A 17,301-nucleotide genomic window follows, 5' to 3' on the forward strand; every position below is an offset into this window, starting at 1 on the left:
TTATCCTGGGGATAATTTAGCGATTAGAATCGAATAAAGTGGAAGAAACACTGAATGACAGCGGATGGTTACCGTTAACTATTACAGCCCGCGATAACAGCGTCTTCTTGCTTAAATCTGACGGCAAATAGTGCAAAAAATCAAATGTAGGGGCTTAAGAATGGAAACCCAACAGGGTCAAGCAAGCGAACGGGTAAGGCTCGATATTTTGCATCGATTCGATATTCTGGACAGCGCGCCTGAGAAAGCTTTCGACAATATTGTGGAATTGGCTGCAGACCTTTTTAGCGTTCCTACAGTACTCATCTCTCTCGTGGCAGAGGAAAGGCAATGGTTTAAAGCAAAAGTTGGCCTTGATGTTTGCGAAACTGACCGATCAATTTCCTTTTGCACCTTGACGATCAAAGAGCCAGATATCTTGGAAGTCTGCGATACCTATCTTGATTCAAGATTTGCAAATAATCCCTTAGTTACGAAAGCCCCACATATCCGCTATTATGCGGGCGCGCCATTGATCGTCGAAGGAGGTCATGCAATTGGGACGCTTTGCCTTATAGACCAAAAACCAAGACGCCCGTTGAGCAAAGCTAAACGGAAACTTCTGCAGCGGCTTGCAGATCAAATAATGCAACAGATAGAGTTACGAGCCTTACGCGCGGCTGGACATATTGCGAAGCTGGTATCTGCGACGACATCCGATGCTATGATCCTCGCCAACACTGAAAACGTGATCACCGAGTGGAACATGGCTGCGGAAAAAATGTTTGGATGGTCACAAGCGGAAGCTGTTGGAAAACCTTTAAGTATCATTATGCCAAAGCGGTTAGCGGCCAAGCATGAGAACGGATTGCGCGGCGTTGTAGCTGGAAAGCGAGCTAAACTTTTCCAACAGACAATTGAATTGCCTGCCCTGCACCGCAACGGTCAGGAATTTCCGATCGAACTGTCGTTGACGCGATGGGATAATCCCGAAACTGGCGTGCTCGACGGCTTCGCCTCAATTATCCGGGATATCTCCGAACGCAAAGCGCTGGAAGAAGAACGATCGCAAGCTCGTCAGTTTCTGGATGAAGTGATAGAAAATCTGCCAGCGATGGTTTGGGCAAAGGATGTCAAGTCGCGCAAATATAAGATACTCAACCGAGCTGGCGAAAAATTGATCGGTCGCAAACGAGAAGACATCATCGGAAGGGGCGATGACGAATTATTCCCAGAGGCTTCTGATGCCTATCGTTCCCGAGATGAAAAAGTTCTGAAAAACGGCAGTGCCTCGATTTATGAGGGGGAGTTCACTCGCCCCAATGGAGCAATCCGTCGCATGCGAACGAAACGGGCTCTAGTCGGAGCAGAGAGCGATGCACCTTATATTCTTGGTATCTCGGAGGACATTACGGAACGCTATCTTGCTGAACAGAAAATCGCCCACATGGCTATGCACGATCCGCTGACAGGGCTTAGAAACAGAGCGGGAATAGCCAAGGAATATGAGTTGTTGAAAGCTAGCCCTGATAAAAAGGACATTGCCATCCTTTGTATCGACCTCGATCAGTTTAAAGCGGTTAATGACTTGCATGGTCATACTATAGGCGACCAGCTTTTGAGTGAATTTGGTTCCAGATTCACTCAAATACTGCCAGATAATGCGACAGCAGGTCGTATGGGTGGCGATGAATTTATCGCGATTTTACCAGCCCGGAATGTCGAGGCACGAGCAGCCTATGTCGCAGAGCAGGTCCTCAGTCAGCTATCGAAAAATTATCATATAGGAGGCAAATCTATTCATGCGGGCCTAAGTATTGGCATCGCAGTTAGCATGGATGACAAAACTGATTTTGAGGCGCTTTGTCAAAGCGCGGATCGCGCGCTTTATCGAGCCAAAACACAAGGTCGTGGCCAGTTTTGTTTCTTTGACGAAGCGATGGATCGGCAAGCAACCGAACGACGACAATTGGAACTGGAATTGCGTCAAACCATAGAAGATCGTGCTTTACAGGTGCAATATCAACCACTCGCCTGCCTGGAGACTGGTCAAGTTAACGGCTTCGAAGCGCTGGTTCGTTGGAATCACCCAGAGCAAGGGTATATCGGCCCCGATGTGTTCATACCGATTGCAGAGGAAAGCGGCCTGATAAACGAATTGGGAGATTTTGTTTTAGAAACCGTTATTCGTGAAGCCGCTTCATGGGTTCCTCCCCTTCGCGTGGCTATCAATTTGTCACCAGTTCAATTCCGGAACAAAAACCTGATTACCAAGATAAATAAGTTGCTCGAAGAAACGAAACTGGATCCTGGCCGACTGGAACTAGAAATCACGGAAGGCGTTTTGATACATGACACCAAAACAGCTTTATCCACTTTAGAAAGCCTAAGGAATTTAGGTATTCGAATTGCCATGGACGACTTTGGAACCGGCTATTCTTCCTTGAGCTATTTTCGAATGTTCCCATTTGACAAGGTGAAAATCGATCAGTCTTTTGTTCGGGATATGATCCAAAACCCGCAATCATTGGCTATTGTGCAGGCTGTTATTGGACTCGGTAAAGGGCTTGGACTCAGCGTCGTTGGCGAAGGCGTGGAAACGGAAGAGCAGCTTGCGGCACTGCGCGACGAAGGATGCTCGATGGTTCAAGGTTTTCATATCAGTCGTCCGCAACCCATCGAATATTTTGCGAGTGTTATTAAAAGGTCAAAAGTTTTTACCGAAAATCAGTCAGGCAATGACAGCCAAAACTCGACGTCGGAGAAAATGGCAGCGAATCTAGGGTAGCAAGCAATTGGAACGACGGACAGATTCAAGGCCACTTTTACTTGCGTTTTGACTGTGGCAAATTAGCGTGATCGCCACATGACGGGAGCAAGGTCTGATGGCAGCAAAACAAATATTGGTGATTGACGAAGGGACAACGTCGACGCGAGCCATGTTGTTCGGCGCGAACGGAAAGCTTCACGGGTCACAACAGGAAGAGCTACAGCAATATCATCCCGCCGCTGGACTGGTAGAACACGATCCAGTGGAGATTTGGGACAAAACGCTGCGCTGTTGCCAGAAGATTGTCGAGCAAGCAGGCGGTGCGGAAAAAATTGCTGCTATAGGGATAACCAACCAGCGCGAAACCATTGTTGCATGGGATAAACGAACCGGCGAACCTCTATGCAATGCTATTGTCTGGCAGGATCGCCGCACAGCCGATATGTGCAATAGCTTGAAAGCTAAAAATCTAGAGCCGATGGTTCAGTCCAAAACCGGATTACTGCTCGACCCCTATTTTTCCGGCAGCAAGATCAATTGGATGCTACAAAATTGGCCCAAGGTCGCTGCGGCTGGGGACAATTTGGCATTTGGAACCATTGATTCCTATCTAATCGTTCGCCTGACTGAAGGCGATCATATAACCGACGCCAGCAATGCTAGTCGCACGATGTTGATGTCCCTTGATGGGCGGGATTGGGATGACGAATTGTTGAAACTTTTCAGCATTCCGCGAGAGACATTGCCCAAAATTGTCGATTGTGCAGGAAACTTAGGTAAGACATCAGCACGATTATTCGGTGCACCCATTGCCATATGCGGATCAGCCGGAGACCAACAGGCAGCAACTATCGGGCAAGGCTGCCTAAAAAAGGGGCAAACCAAAGCCACTTTTGGCACTGGCGCGTTCATCTTGACGAATAATGGCGGCAAACCTCCTCGGTCGACGCACCGCTTGTTGTCCACCGTACTCTATCAGTTGGATGGCAAACGCACCTATGCATTGGAAGGGTCCGTCTTTGTAGCTGGCAGTTTAATGCAATGGCTGCGCGACGACGTCGGTTTGATTAGCTATGCGGGGGAAAGCGAGGAGCTCGCTAGATCAATTCAAGATAATGGGGGAGTTTATCTGGTTCCTGCCCTTTCTGGCCTTGGCGCGCCCTATTGGAAAGCCGATGCCACTGCAACAATTACCGGACTTAGTTTCTCCACAACAAAAGCGCATATCGTGCGTGCGGCGCTTGAAGCCATGGCCCATCAATGTAGCGATTTGAAAATCGCGTTTTCTGCTGATGGCACCGACTGGCAGAGTCTGCGAATCGATGGCGGTATGGTGGCCAATGACTGGATGGTTCAAGATTTGGCTGACATGTTGAATCTAACAGTCGAGCGTCCAGAGTTTTTTGAGACCACTGCCCTCGGCGCAGCGATGCTTGCAGCAATGGGCGCCGGTATTTATAAATCACTTGAAGATGCTTCTGTAATGATATCTGGATTGGAGACCTATGAAGCCACGATTCAGCCGGAGCAGCGCAATGTAAGAATGGCGGGCTGGAAGAAAGCAATCGACGGAACGTTGAGCAATTAAGCTAACCTTTTCATTTCTTGCGAAATCCCGGCCTCTTATGTGAATCGGCGGTTTGGAAACCGTTCCATACATGTCCATTATCGATCTTTTTTAAGAAATGCCCTCTGTCATTATCACGGCCGAAATTGAACTGATCAATATTGATCGGCTCATCAAATTGCATTCCGAATTCTCGTCCACTAACCCAACGTACCGTTCCAGACACGCTGCCGAAGCCCGCCTTTTTAATTTCGACTAATTGTCCAGGTTGCAGAGTAACCGGCGAAGTGGCCCGAACGCCAAATGTGGAGAGGTTACGAACAATAGAATCATGCGGCCCTGAATCATCCGCAAACAGCTCTATTTTGACGAGCTTTCGTATCCGGGGTTCACGAGAAACGGCTTCTTTCTCGTTAATCCTTTTGTTTTCAAGTGCTTTAATCATCTTAGCGATCCGATACTCCGGGTTCGCCAATATTTACGGCAATTTGCATCGAATCTTAAGCTTTTGAAGGTTCGAATCGCCTGAATGAAGCGTCGAAAACTGGCATTATGGAGTTGATGATTCGGTCTAAACTCTCATTATTAGTGCGCCTTCGTCTGTAACGTTTACATATTCGTACAGCCATTAGATCTGCGTTCGCCATTTGATTTCATTTTTCGATCGCGGCTTGTGGACTCTCCCTACATTTTCCGTCACTATGTCATTGGGCAGCGTTTACACGCTTGGGTAGGTTATTGTGACCAGAATGATTAGGGGTGGCTTCGGCCAACTGGGAAAAATTGCTTTAACGGCTGGCGTTGTCGCTGCTATTTGGGCATGCCTTTGGTTCGTGGCAACCAATCAAATATCTGATCAAGAGCAATCAGCAATCATATCTGCAACTTCCGGCAATGGAGCTCCCGCTGCGACGGGCCTGACTACTGGTAATAAACGGGAATAAGTTTCAACGCAGCATTCTCGAAAGCTACGCTCCCTTAGAAAAAATCTACCAAAAAAGGCCCACCAACCGGCAGGCCTTTTCAAAATATCTAAAAAAGAGGTTCGTTCAGGCGTCTTTTTTCTTTTTCTCAGCTTTTACGTCTGCCCAAATTGACTTGTAGGACAGGAAAGCAAGGATCGTTGCAATCAGCAGAAACGCAATCACAGCCCAACCTGTTTGTTTCTGTTTGATCAACGACGGCTCTGCCGTCCAGATTAGGAAGGCCGAAACGTCTTGCGCCATCTGAGACATTGTCGCCTTTGTACCATCGGAATAAGCAACTTGATCATCAAGCACAATTGGCTGCGCCATTGCGATGTTAAGGTTCGCAAAATATGGATTATAATGCAAACCAGGCCCAGGACGGTTAGCTTCTGGCAGTTCTGCCGGTGGTTCAGTATAGCCCGTCAACAATGAATAGATATATGGCGCTCCACCTCCACGCGCTTTTGTAATGAGCGAGAGGTCTGGTGGAATGGCATTATTATTGGCTGCCGCCGCTGCGACATCATTTGCGAAAGGTTCAGGAAAGGTATCAGCCGGAACAGAAGGACGCGACGATGCCTCACCAGTATTCGGGTCAATATCAGGCGTTTCAATTGGCCAGTTTGCCGCAATGGCCTTTACTTCATCTTCGCTGTAGCCGAGCTCTGTGAGGTTCCGAAAAGCAACCAGGCGGATACCGTGGCAAGCGGCGCAGACCTCTTTATAAACTTGAAACCCGCGTTGAAGCTGCTGATTATCGAACTTCCCAAACGGACCATCACTCGTGAACGAAACGTCTTTCGGTTCCTCATGAAATGCATAATATACCGGTTTCTCTGGAGGATTGGTGGCATATTCCACCGCACCGCGTCCAAATGAGTAGACCAGCAATCCAGCAAAGAACAAGCCAATCAATATCCCGAAAAATCTTACCATTACTTCAAATCCCTATTTCTTAGCTGGCTTCAGGTAGTGGTTTGCCGGTCACTGCCTCGGTAATCGAATTTGGCAGTGGCTCTGGTTTCTCGATCCGAGAAAGTAGCGGCAAAACTATCAGGAAGTGCGCGAAATAATATGCACTCGCAAGCTGACTCAGCATCACATAAGGCTCTTCCGCTGGCGCTCCACCACATATACCGAGTACGACAATACAAGGGAGCAGACCGAACCAGAAAAACTTCTTGAACCGCGGACGGTAGTCGCCTGACCTTACGGGTGATTTGTCCAACCAAGGCAGGAAGAACCAAACCAATATCGCGGAGAACATTGCCAACACACCTAGTAGCTTCGCTGGAACGAAAAAGAAGTCGAAGGTGAAAGCCCGCAAAATGGCATACCATGGCCAGAAATACCATTCCGGAACAATATGCGCTGGAGTCGATAACGGGTTTGCCGGGATATAATTGTCGGCGTGACCCAAGGCGTTTGGCATGAAAAACAGCATAGCCGTGAAGAAGATAAGCGCGAGACCCAAGAACCAACCATCTTTCGCCGTATAAAACGGATGGAAAGGAACAGTGTCCTGTTTACCCTTTACGCTAACGCCCGTCGGGTTGTTGGAACCGGGAATATGCAAGGCCCAAATGTGCATGATGATTACACCTGCAATGACAAACGGCAATAGATAGTGCAATGAGAAGAATCGGTTAAGAGCCGCATTATCCGGCGCAAATCCGCCCAACAGTAGTTCCTGAATTGGCTTACCAACAAGTGGAATGGCTTCAAACAAACCGGTAATCACTTTAGCACCCCAGAAGCTCATTTGACCCCAAGGCAGAACATAGCCCATGAACGCTGTTGCCATAGCGAGCAGATAAATAACCACGCCCAGCAGCCAGATCATCTCCCGAGGCGCTTTATAAGAACCGTAGTAAAGGCCGCGACCGATATGCAGGTAGATTGCAATAAAGAAGAAGCTTGCACCATTGGCATGCGCGTAGCGGATCATCCATCCACTGTTGACGTTGCGCATGATATGCTCAACCGAATCAAAAGCAATGTCCGCATTGGCAGCATAGTGCATTGCCAAAATAATGCCCGTAACAATCTGAACCACCAAGAAAACCCCAGCGAGCGAACCGAAGTTCCACATATAGTTCAAGTTGCGCGGAGTCGGATAACCAGCACCAAGGCTGTTATAAATCATTCGACCGACTGGTAGTCTGTCGTCCATCCACTGACCGAATTCAGTAGCTGGCTTATATTGCTGTGCCCAAGGAAAACTCATATTTCTTGCCTCTAGCCGATTTTCACGACGGTATCTGTCAGGAAACTATATTCCGGTACTTCCAAATTAGTTGGCGCAGGACCTTTGCGGGTCCGGCCTGCTGTATCATAATGCGAACCATGACATGGGCAGAAATACCCTTCATATTCGCCTTTGATTTCGCCCTGCGCAGCGCCAAGTGGCACGCAGCCAAGGTGAGTACAAACGCCTAATGTAATTAGCCAGTTCTCTTTGCCTGGCTGTGTCCGATCCGCCAATGTCTCAGGATCGCGGAGAGCTGATAGATCAACTTTGTTCGCAGCTTCAATTTCTGGAGCGGTCAGATTACGGATAAAAATTGGTTGTTTGCGCCAACTGGATTTAATGGCTTGGCCCGGTTCAATGGCAGATATGTCGACTTCGATTGACGACAGAGCAAGAACGTCCGCGCTGGGGTTCATCTGATTCACCAATGGAAAGACGGTTGCAACAACACCAACGCCGGCAAAACTCACTGCCGCAATATTAATGAAGTCGCGGCGGCGAACACCACCAATTTCTGGTTCCGACGCAGACGAATCGCTGGGTTCAACCGCGGTATCAACACTAGCCATGCAAACATGCCCTTACGTTTGTTATAATCCCGTTCTGCCAGATTGAGGCCGAACCCTCAATACGTTTCAATAGGCAGGTATTGGCGCGCCTGATAGCCGCGATGACTATGGTTTGCCAACAGTCAATTTTTGATTGACCGAACATTATAAACAACCCCATGTTAAACGCCTGATGAGAATAGCTCTGTACCAACCCGATATCGCCGGAAATTTAGGAACGATTTTAAGGACATGCGCTTGCCTGGATGTGCCTGTTGATATCATCGAGCCGTGCGGTTTTCCGTTTAGTGATCGAAGCCTGAAGCGCGCAGGAATGGACTATTTTGACCATGTTGATTTCACCCGCCATACGGATTGGGATGCGTTTCTTAAATATGTCGATTCACAATTTGCGCGCATCGTCTTGCTTACTAGCAAAGTTGACACGGCCTATCATCGGTTTGCCTTTCGTTCCGATGACATATTATTGTTCGGGTCCGAAAGTGCAGGCGTGCCGATTGATGTCAATCAACGCGCAGATGAACGAATCACCATAAAAATGAAAAACGGTATGCGCTCATTAAACCTTGCTGTTTCTGCAGGCATGGCATTAGGCGAGGCACTTAAACAAACGGGACAATTTTCTAAATGACAGTACAGCCCCCCATTCGAAAAAATGAAAAACCATTGGATGACCAACAGTCACGGGCGCAAACTTGGTTTGGCGAACTGCGCGATCAAATATGCGCCGAATTTGAAGCTATCGAAGTCGAAGCGGATAGCGATGCGCGTTTTGAATATCTACCTTGGGATCGCAAAAATCCGGATGGCAGCCCTGGCGGCGGCGGCGTTCGCGGCGTTATCAAGGGCAAGGTTTTTGAAAAAGCTGGCGTCAATATTTCGACTGTTGATGGCACTTTTAGCGAGGAATTTGCCAAATCAATTCATGGAGCAGCAGAAAATCCACATTTCTTCGCTACCGGGATCAGTCTCGTCGCGCATATGGCCAATCCGCATGTGCCTGCCGTTCACATGAATACGCGATTTCTTTGCACGACAAAACGCTGGTTTGGTGGAGGCGCCGACCTTAATCCGCCAATTCCCTATGAAAAGGATACGGCTGATTTTCACACCCGCATGAAACAGGCATGTGATGCCCATGACCCAGCCTATCATGAGAAATATAAGAAATGGGCGGACGATTATTTCTATATTCCGCACCGACAAGTTCACCGCGGTGTCGGCGGTATATTTTATGATCATTTAGAGCTCGAATCTGACGATGACTTCGACAAACATTTTGCCCTGACCCAAGATGTTGGCCGCGCTTTTCTGGATATTTTCCCCAAACTGGTGCGGCGGCGCATGGGATTGCCTTGGAACCATGAGGAGAAAGAACAGCAGCTGGCTTGGCGCGGTCGCTATGCAGAGTTTAACCTCGTATACGACCGAGGCACGACTTTTGGACTGAAAACCGGCGGCAATGTTGATGCCATTTTGATGAGCCTGCCCCCCGAGGCAAAGTGGAGTTGATGAAAGGAACAGTTTGATCATGGATGTACCAAAAGGCCATGTTCCGACCATAACAACCTATTTTGAGATGACGGAGCGTTCCTTGCTCCTAAAGCAGGATGCGGTGCCCCTTGAACTAACTCGTTGGCAAGCGCCAAGACCTTCTGAATATTTACGGCTATTCCGTGAAGTAGGTGAACCTTGGATGTGGACCTCACGTGTTTTGATGGACGAAGACGAGCTGCGTGCTATCATTCATGACAATGCAGTTGAAATATGGAAGATTGAAAACGAAGGTGTTACCGTCGGTCTGCTTGAATTAGACTTTCGTACACCAAAGCAGTGCGAGATTGGTTTTTTTGGACTGGTTCCTAGCATGAATGGCAAGGGATATGGTCGCTGGCTTATGACGGAAGCATTAGAACATGCTTGGCGCTCTGGTATTTTAAGAGTTTGGCTTCATACCTGTACCGAAGACTCTCCGAGCGCGATTCCGTTCTACATCAAATCAGGTTTTACCGCTTATAAACGCGCGATTGAAATTCACCCCGATCCGCGCTTGTCTGGTCACCTGCCAATGACTGCTGGGCCTCATATTCCGATTATCAACTGAATACCTCACTCACGTCCGAATTTGCGCCGGTCAATTGATAGTATATTGATCCAATCACGACCGTAAACAAAACTTGCAGAGCGGCACCACCAAGCGCCGATACTAGATTTTCGATCAAAGGCCAACCTGCCCCGCCTGTAGCGAGACCGGTGATAACACCAATCAACATCTGAACAACACCAACCGTAATTGCGCCGATAATTGCGATCATAAGAATCAGTAAAAGAATGGAGAAACCATTGTCCTTTGTGTGATCCCAGCTTTTTTTCAGGGCTTCAAGGGGATTTTTCTCTCTATGGTCTGCGATAATGATCGGCACCAATATCAAGCGGCAGGCCACATAAAGCCCTGGAATGATCAGCAACAAAAATCCAGCAAATGTTGCCAGCCCTGAAAGGATATTCGCGAGCAAGAATATCAAGAATAACCGTAACGCTTTACTCAGATCATCTGCTACTGTGCCACTGTGCGAGGGAGCAATGGTAAAAAAGATCACGAACCCGCCAAAACTGATCAAGAGGTTTGATACGATGACTGACACTGCATTTTCGCTAAAGAACGTTGAATAAGCAGCAGTAATCGCGTTTAGATCTTCGGTACCTTCTAGAGCGGGCTGACCTACAAATTGGGCCATCAACAGAGTGGGAAGAAATACAAAAACGCCGGCTATCGCAAGAATAGCTTCTTTATGATCACGCAACAATGCCATCGCACCGTTCCAACATTGCATATAATTGAGCTTCATTGGCTAACCTTCAGGTTTCGAATTTCGTCAACCGCACCCTTGCCACCAGCGCGCCAATTGTGCACGGAAATTTTATGACTAACTTGTCTGACATTGAATGGCGTATTAGCGATGAGCAAATCTCCTACCCCGACGCATTATCGGAAATGGAGCAGCGCTACGCTGCAATATATGCGGGCGAGAAATCAGAACTTATCTGGTTACTGGAACATCCTCCGCTTTATACAGCCGGCACAAGCTCAGATCCCTCCGAATTGTTGAGCCAAGATTTCCCCATCTATAAAACTGGCCGAGGCGGACGGCACACTTATCATGGCCCGGGCCAGAGGGTCGGCTATATCATGCTAAACCTGAAAAAACGGCAGACGGACGTTCGCAACTACGTACATGCGTTAGAGGATTGGGTGATTGAAGCGCTAGCGGAATTCGGTGTCAAAGCCCGAGCGGTTGAAGGCCGTGTTGGAATATGGTGCGATACTCCAAAGGGTCAGGAAGCAAAAATTGGTGCGATTGGCATTCGCATTCGCAAGTGGGTAACAATGCACGGTTTTTCGGTGAATATCGATCCCGACCTTACACATTTTGGTGGCATTGTCCCTTGCGGTATCAGCGAATATCCCGTGACTAGCCTTAAACAGCTTGGGATAGACGCTACCATTGGCGATTTTGATGCCGCATTGAAAAAAAAAGCCCCTGCCTTTCTATCAGCGATTGATAAACCATGATGAAGCGATATGCTTCTGGCTAAATCAGATTAGGAAAAATAATGAAGAGACCTGCAAAAGCAATATCCGTGATCCTTGCGACATTGTCGGTTGTGGCATGTTCTGATGAGCCTGATGCTCCAGAGGCTGGCACTGTTACCGAGACACGCATGGATGAAGTCGATGTAATTGATGGAACGATTAGCGACGATATGGTTGATGTCGATGCACAGAAAGTTGGCGACGAACTGGTCAACGAAGAAAGCACTAATGAAGAAAGCAACGATACCGCAAGCGAGAGCGAAGATTCATCCGAAGCTGAACAATAAGTTCTAGGCTAAACCCAAAATCTTGTGTGTTTGCAGAGACAACCGCCATTTCGGATGAGTCTGCACGAACGATATGGCTTCGGCCAAATTCGCTTTATTGGCGGCTTCATCGGCACGGGCATCCATTGGTTGCAGCAGGTGATTAGCGAAATCCCAATCTTGCATAGCCTCCCAATTACTGCCTGATTGCGGCCATACCAGTTTCAGCTCATCGCCAGAGCGTTGTATGGTCTTACTGCCTGCTTTCGGGCTGATACAAATCCAGTCAATTGAGCGAGGCACTGCCAAAGTGCCATTGGATTCAATCGCAATTTCAAATCCAACCGCATGGAGCGCGTCAATCAGCGCGTCATCCACCTGCAACATTGGTTCACCGCCAGTGAGTACGACAAAACGAGCGTCCTCGCCTGCACCCCATTGCGCGGCAACCGCTTTGGCAAAAGCTTTGGCATCCTGAAAACGTCCGCCGCCCTCGCCGTCCATTCCGACAAAATCAGTGTCGCAAAACTGGCAGACAGCGGTTATGCGATCTTTTTCGAGGCCCGACCAGAGATTACAACCAGCAAAACGCGCAAAAACGGCCCGGCGCCCAGCCTGCACGCCCTCTCCTTGCAACGTCAGGAACATTTCCTTGACTGCGTAGGTCATGGTATCAACGCATAGCGGGTAGGATCCGCGATCCCTGCTTCCTCGAAGCCTTTTTGCCGCAGTCGGCAGCTATCGCAGAAACCGCAATGCAAATTACCTTCTGCCGGATCATAACAAGACCAACTCAACGCCGGATCGATATCCAACCGACGCGCTTCTTTTGCGATGTCCGCTTTGGTCATATATTGGAGCGGCGTCTGTATTGTAAAACCGCTGCCCTGATCGCCTGCTTTTGTGGCAAGGTCAGCGAGCTTCTCGAACCCCTCGATAAACTCGGGGCGACAATCGGGATAACCGGAATAATCCAGGGCGTTGACACCAATGAAAATATCACGAGCATCGCGCGCTTCAGCCAAACCGAGAGTGAGCGATAGAAAAATCAAGTTCCGCGCGGGAACATAGGTTACAGGAATATCGTTGGTCACACCAGATTTGGGTACATCAATATCATCAGTCAAAGCCGACCCGCCAAACCGGCTAAGATCTAATGGCAGAACAATATGCTCTTGGACTTCCAGTTTCGCGGCGATTTGCACAGCGGACTGAAGCTCAATTTTATGCCGCTGGTTATAGTCAATCGTTAACGCAACAATATCATAGCCCTGCTCCCGTGCCATTGCGGCAGATACCATAGAGTCAAGCCCACCGGACAGCAGGACAATCGCCTTTTTTTGATCTTGATTCATGCTCGCCCCGCTAATCCTCTTCGCTGTGACAATCAAGTGCGCAGGCAAGCATCAAAAAAAGACCACTGATCGCAAATGTCAAAAAATAGGCCGCTATTCCGATGGAATGCGGCCCAGTAGGGGTTCTAGTCAAACCCGAAGGGAGAAAGTCATGCCGAAGCATGATGATTTCTCTACTAGACAAACATGGTAAATATCTGGTTAACGCTGTACATCCACACCACTTCTACTCAACAGGATCCGGTTCTACGACCTTCTACATTGAAAGAGAACGGCGCGTTGTTTTGGATGCCTTGTGATTGGATCTGCACCAATCCGCTGGATTCGCGCTTGATCGTGGTCACGCCATGATCTGAACTACCGCATTTATAGCTGACTCGAACACTATTCGGCGTATCCTGAATGATATATCGGGAACAAGCTGCCCCGCCATGCTTGATTTGCAGCAATATTCCAGGGTCTCCAAGGCAAACCTTCTGGCCATCACTGGCGGAACTACGAGTTTTCAGAGTCCATTCGCCTTTTTGCAGACCATTTAGCAGTTCTAATTCAGGGGCCTGCGCTGGCACCGAAACAGAAAATGCCAGAAACGCAACGGTCGATGCGCTGATAACCTTTATCAGTGTTATGCCCTTCATTCCCTGATTTCCTTTATTGTCCATGATAGGTGATCAATTCACTTTATTGATCGTTTAGTAGAAGATTATGGCCAATATCGCGCTCAATTGCGGCGATTAATTGTATGATTTCGACAAAATTTAAAAGATATCGGTCTATTTACCTAGAATTTCAGTTATTTAAGCTTGCACTCGTAATAGTGAATTTCTTACTGCAAAATGCGCAATCGATAGCGATTGTTCCGTCCTCACTGACCATATCCTCCTTATCCTCTTTCGGGAATCGTGCGATCACGTCCCGGATATGATCTTCATTACAACGACAACCCTTAACGAGCGGTTTACCGCTCATAACCCTCACTTCGTCGCTCTCGCTAAACAGGCGCCAAAGTAGATCTTCCAAAGGTAGTGCGGTATTTACAAGCTCTTCCGCTTGAACACTGCTGCCCATAATCGCAACATGTTCCCATTCGGGATGATTCATTCGGACATGAAGTCGTTCTTTACCTTCCTCTCCATCAGGAAGGTGCTGCACGAGTAAGCCTCCTGCAATCGTTTGCTCGCCTTCAATATCAAGCGCGACACGGATTACCGTTGGTATCTGCTCCGACTGCATAAAATAATTTTGCACGGCTTCTGCGAGGCTCGCACCTTCCAACGGCACGATGCCCTGAGATCGTCCGCGTGGTTCGGGATGATCGAAGGTGATGGCCAAATAGCCCTTACCGAACAAGGCCATCAGACTGGGTTCCAGAGGCTGACTAACAAGCCGTTCCGTATCAAACTGAATATATCCACGGACATCGCCATCTTTATAGTCGCAGGCAAGCAAGCTGATGACACCGTTTTCGGTCTGCGCCTGCAATGTTAGCTGTGCCTCTTCCTCTTTCAGTAGAGCGCCGAGCAAAGACGTTAGACACATGGCTTCAGCCAACAAAGCTTTTATCTGCGAAGGATAATTATGAGCTGAGAGGATATCATCGAGAACTGGACCAAGTCTTACGGCTCTGCCCCGGCAATGCTTTGCGGGAATCGAAAAGGACAGGTTTTTGTCGATAAGAGTCTGAGTGTCTGGATTTTCCGCCATTAGATTTGACCAAAAGCCCAACGCAGAATGGATTTCTGTGCATGAATACGATTTTCCGCTTCATCCCAAACCAAGGATTGCGGACCATCGATAACGGATGGCATCACCTCTTCCCCGCGATGAGCAGGAAGACAGTGCAGAAACACCGCATCGGCTTTGGCTGTTTCCATAATCACGTCATTGACCTGAAACGGCATCATTGCATCCATCTTGGCATCAGCGTGCGCCTGCCCCATCGATACCCATGTATCGGCGACTATGACATCAGCGCCTGCAGCAGCCTCCATTGCATCGCGATAAATGGTGACATTGGCGCCTGCAGACTTTGCAGATATTATAAAGCTCTGGTCGGGATCATATCCTTCCGGGCAACCGATCCTTACGTTGAACTTCATTAAACCTGCAGCCTCAACGATAGAGTTAAGGACGTTATTGGAATCTCCCAACCATGCGACTTCCAACCCCGGCAATGCCTTACCATTCTCGATCAAAGTTAGCAGATCGGCAACTATCTGACAGGGGTGCGATAAATCCGTCAGACCGTTAATCACTGGCACAGTAGCATTGGCCGCCAGCTCTTCGATTTTGGCATGATCATCCGTCCGGATCATGATCGCGTCGCACATCCGGGACAAGACTTTAGCCGTATCAGCAACAGTTTCGCCGCGACCGAGCTGCATCGAGCCGCTGTCCATCACTATACTGGACCCGCCCAATTGGCGGATCGCTATGTCAAACGATACACGCGTTCTGGTGCTGCTCTTTTCAAAGATCATCGCCAATACATGTTCGGCCAGCGGTGCGTCTGCATCCACTTGGCCTTTAGGCCAATTTTTGCGCGCTTCTTTGCGGTCGATCGCGTCGTTGGTCATCGCGGCGATTGCGTCGCCACCAGCATCGGCCAGATTCAGGAAATGCCGGGTCATGATTCAGGCACTTGATAATCAGCTGCACCTGCCGACAGTTTTTCGATAAACGTCGCAATATGGCTTTCGTCTATATTCAGTGGTGGCAATATCCGCAGGGTGTTGTCCCCCGCAGCAACTGTCAGCAGCCCATGATTATCGCGCAAATGCGCTACAAAAGAGCGTGTTTCCTGAGTCATCGTAATACCGAGCATGAGGCCGTGTCCCCGAACGCCCTTAAACAAAGCAGGATAATTACCGATAAACTGCTCAATTGCCGCGCGCAATTTTGCACCTATGTCTCGAACATGTCCGAGAAACTCATCATTCGCAACGATATCCCAGACCGCGTTGCCCGCAGCCATAGCCATAGGATTACCACCATAGGTTGAGCCATGGGTGCCCGGCACCATGCCGCGTGCTGCTTCTTCGGTCGCCAAACAAGCGCCAAAGGGAAAACCGCCACCAATACCCTTGGCACTCGCCATGATGTCGGGCGTAATGCCATAAAGCTCATGTGCATAAAGCGCACCGGTCCGTGCGACGCCGCATTGCACTTCGTCGAGTATCAGTAATATGCCATGCTTATCGGCCAAGGCACGAAGGCCTTTCATAAAGGCTTCAGATGCCGGACGCACCCCACCTTCGCCTTGCACAGGCTCAACCAAGAAAGCAGCCGTTTTTGGCCCTATCGCGGCTTCTGCGCCTTCCAGATCATCAAAATCTACGTATTTGAAACCATTAAGAAGTGGAGAAAAGCCATGATGCATCTTCTCTTGATTAGAAGCTGAGATAGTCGCCATTGTACGACCATGAAAGGCGTTTTTAAAAGTAATAATTTCAAACCGATCACTACCGTGTGACTGGTGGTAGACTCGAGCCGCTTTAATTGCACATTCGACCGCCTCGGCACCGCTGTTGGTAAAAAATACCGTGTCTGCAAAAGTCGTATCAACCATCCTCTGAGCCAGTTTTTCACCTTGCGGACTGCCATACAGGTTTGACACATGCATAAGCGTCGCTGCCTGTTCTTGTATCGCCTTGGTCAAATGCGGGTGGCCATGACCCAACAGATTCACCGCGATACCGGTAGCAAAATCGAGAGCGCGACTGCCGTCTTCAGAAATCAGCCAAGCACCCTCGCCTCGCACGGGACGAAAACCACACCGAGGATATACGGGCATGAGCGGCGTAATCGTCATCTTACTTTACCTTCCAAAAATGGTCGAAGAAAAACAGAAAAGGCGACCCGATTGGCCGCCTCTGTCAAGTGGTCGTTCTTATATGCTTGAATAGGATGACGGTCAATCACCGCAGCACATGGCTAGCAATCAGTGATCACTCGCGAGTTTAATCGACTTAGGCAATCAAA

18 protein-coding genes are annotated in these 17,301 nt (G+C 48.7%); 7 read left to right on the forward strand and 11 right to left on the reverse strand.

What is annotated here, in order from left to right; translation table 11 throughout:
* Window positions 1-160: 160 nt before the first annotated feature.
* Entirely contained in the window at window positions 161-2,767 is a 2,607-nt protein-coding gene (locus J4G78_RS02650; protein ID WP_207988334.1) for a bifunctional diguanylate cyclase/phosphodiesterase, read from the forward strand.
* A 97-nt stretch (window positions 2,768-2,864) separates the two neighbouring features.
* Window positions 2,865-4,337 carry a glycerol kinase GlpK gene (gene glpK, locus J4G78_RS02655; RefSeq protein ID WP_207988335.1) on the forward strand — a complete coding sequence of 491 codons (1,473 nt, stop codon included), beginning with the start codon at window positions 2,865-2,867 and terminating at the stop codon, window positions 4,335-4,337.
* Between the two features lie 10 nt (window positions 4,338-4,347).
* Here glpK and J4G78_RS02660 read toward each other — a convergent pair whose 3' ends face one another.
* From J4G78_RS02660 to petA, 4 genes are all read right to left on the reverse strand, one after another.
* Window positions 4,348-4,761, reverse strand: a complete 414-nt coding sequence (locus tag J4G78_RS02660) for a PilZ domain-containing protein (protein WP_207988336.1) — start codon at window positions 4,759-4,761, stop codon at window positions 4,348-4,350.
* 604 nt (window positions 4,762-5,365) lie between these two features.
* Entirely contained in the window at window positions 5,366-6,220 is an 855-nt protein-coding gene (locus tag J4G78_RS02665) for a cytochrome c1 (RefSeq protein WP_207988337.1), read from the reverse strand.
* A 19-nt stretch (window positions 6,221-6,239) separates the two neighbouring features.
* Window positions 6,240-7,511 carry a cytochrome b gene (locus tag J4G78_RS02670; RefSeq protein ID WP_207988338.1) on the reverse strand — a complete coding sequence of 424 codons (1,272 nt, stop codon included), beginning with the start codon at window positions 7,509-7,511 and terminating at the stop codon, window positions 6,240-6,242.
* 11 nt (window positions 7,512-7,522) lie between these two features.
* Window positions 7,523-8,104, reverse strand: coding sequence for a ubiquinol-cytochrome c reductase iron-sulfur subunit (gene petA / locus J4G78_RS02675; RefSeq protein WP_207988339.1), 582 nt, complete (start codon window positions 8,102-8,104; stop codon window positions 7,523-7,525).
* A 172-nt stretch (window positions 8,105-8,276) separates the two neighbouring features.
* Here petA and J4G78_RS02680 point away from each other — a divergent pair, with 172 nt between their 5' ends.
* The 3 genes from J4G78_RS02680 to J4G78_RS02690 are packed head-to-tail and all read left to right on the forward strand — an operon-like array spanning window position 8,277 to window position 10,208.
* The gene (locus tag J4G78_RS02680) at window positions 8,277-8,735 is read left to right on the forward strand and encodes a tRNA (cytidine(34)-2'-O)-methyltransferase (protein ID WP_207988340.1); all 459 of its coding nucleotides are present in this window, start codon (window positions 8,277-8,279) and stop codon (window positions 8,733-8,735) included.
* Window positions 8,732-9,616, forward strand: a complete 885-nt coding sequence (hemF, locus tag J4G78_RS02685) for an oxygen-dependent coproporphyrinogen oxidase (protein ID WP_207988341.1) — start codon at window positions 8,732-8,734, stop codon at window positions 9,614-9,616. The genes J4G78_RS02680 and hemF overlap by 4 nt, the downstream gene beginning before the upstream one ends.
* Window positions 9,617-9,635: 19 nt before the next feature.
* On the forward strand, window positions 9,636-10,208 hold the full coding sequence (locus J4G78_RS02690) for a GNAT family N-acetyltransferase (RefSeq protein WP_207988342.1): 573 nt from the start codon (window positions 9,636-9,638) through the stop codon (window positions 10,206-10,208).
* On the opposite strand, the gene J4G78_RS02695 is transcribed toward J4G78_RS02690, so the two are convergent.
* Window positions 10,201-10,953, reverse strand: coding sequence for a DUF7847 domain-containing protein (locus J4G78_RS02695; protein ID WP_207988343.1), 753 nt, complete (start codon window positions 10,951-10,953; stop codon window positions 10,201-10,203). The two genes, J4G78_RS02690 and J4G78_RS02695, sit on opposite strands and share 8 nt — an antisense overlap.
* Before the next feature lie 74 nt (window positions 10,954-11,027).
* Here J4G78_RS02695 and lipB point away from each other — a divergent pair, with 74 nt between their 5' ends.
* Together lipB and J4G78_RS02705 are read left to right on the forward strand one after the other, a co-directional pair.
* Complete coding sequence (gene lipB, locus J4G78_RS02700; RefSeq protein ID WP_207988344.1) at window positions 11,028-11,678, forward strand: lipoyl(octanoyl) transferase LipB; 651 nt, start codon at window positions 11,028-11,030, stop codon at window positions 11,676-11,678.
* Between the two features lie 41 nt (window positions 11,679-11,719).
* Window positions 11,720-11,986 carry a hypothetical protein gene (locus tag J4G78_RS02705; protein ID WP_207988345.1) on the forward strand — a complete coding sequence of 89 codons (267 nt, stop codon included), beginning with the start codon at window positions 11,720-11,722 and terminating at the stop codon, window positions 11,984-11,986.
* A 3-nt stretch (window positions 11,987-11,989) separates the two neighbouring features.
* Here the strand turns inward: J4G78_RS02705 and queE are convergent, their stop codons facing one another.
* The 6 genes from queE to J4G78_RS02735 all read right to left on the reverse strand — a co-directional run bounded on the left by queE (window position 11,990) and on the right by J4G78_RS02735 (window position 17,131).
* Window positions 11,990-12,634: a 7-carboxy-7-deazaguanine synthase gene (queE, locus tag J4G78_RS02710; RefSeq protein WP_207988346.1), complete on the reverse strand. Its 645-nt coding sequence runs from the start codon at window positions 12,632-12,634 to the stop codon at window positions 11,990-11,992.
* Window positions 12,631-13,320: a 7-cyano-7-deazaguanine synthase QueC gene (queC, locus tag J4G78_RS02715; RefSeq protein ID WP_207988347.1), complete on the reverse strand. Its 690-nt coding sequence runs from the start codon at window positions 13,318-13,320 to the stop codon at window positions 12,631-12,633. The genes queE and queC overlap by 4 nt, the downstream gene beginning before the upstream one ends.
* A gap of 230 nt (window positions 13,321-13,550) precedes the next feature.
* Window positions 13,551-13,958, reverse strand: coding sequence for a hypothetical protein (locus J4G78_RS02720; RefSeq protein WP_207988348.1), 408 nt, complete (start codon window positions 13,956-13,958; stop codon window positions 13,551-13,553).
* 151 nt (window positions 13,959-14,109) lie between these two features.
* Window positions 14,110-15,024 (reverse strand): Hsp33 family molecular chaperone HslO, encoded by a 915-nt coding sequence (hslO, locus tag J4G78_RS02725; protein WP_207988349.1) that lies wholly within the window; start codon window positions 15,022-15,024, stop codon window positions 14,110-14,112.
* Window positions 15,024-15,950: an ornithine carbamoyltransferase gene (argF, locus tag J4G78_RS02730; RefSeq protein WP_207988350.1), complete on the reverse strand. Its 927-nt coding sequence runs from the start codon at window positions 15,948-15,950 to the stop codon at window positions 15,024-15,026. The genes hslO and argF overlap by 1 nt, the downstream gene beginning before the upstream one ends.
* Window positions 15,947-17,131 carry an aspartate aminotransferase family protein gene (locus J4G78_RS02735; RefSeq protein ID WP_207988351.1) on the reverse strand — a complete coding sequence of 395 codons (1,185 nt, stop codon included), beginning with the start codon at window positions 17,129-17,131 and terminating at the stop codon, window positions 15,947-15,949. Before J4G78_RS02735 ends, argF begins: the two co-directional genes overlap by 4 nt.
* Window positions 17,132-17,301 lie beyond the last annotated feature (170 nt).

It is taken from the genome of Parasphingorhabdus cellanae (assembly GCF_017498565.1).
In the GTDB taxonomy this organism is placed as follows: Bacteria; Pseudomonadota; Alphaproteobacteria; order Sphingomonadales; family Sphingomonadaceae; genus Parasphingorhabdus; species Parasphingorhabdus cellanae.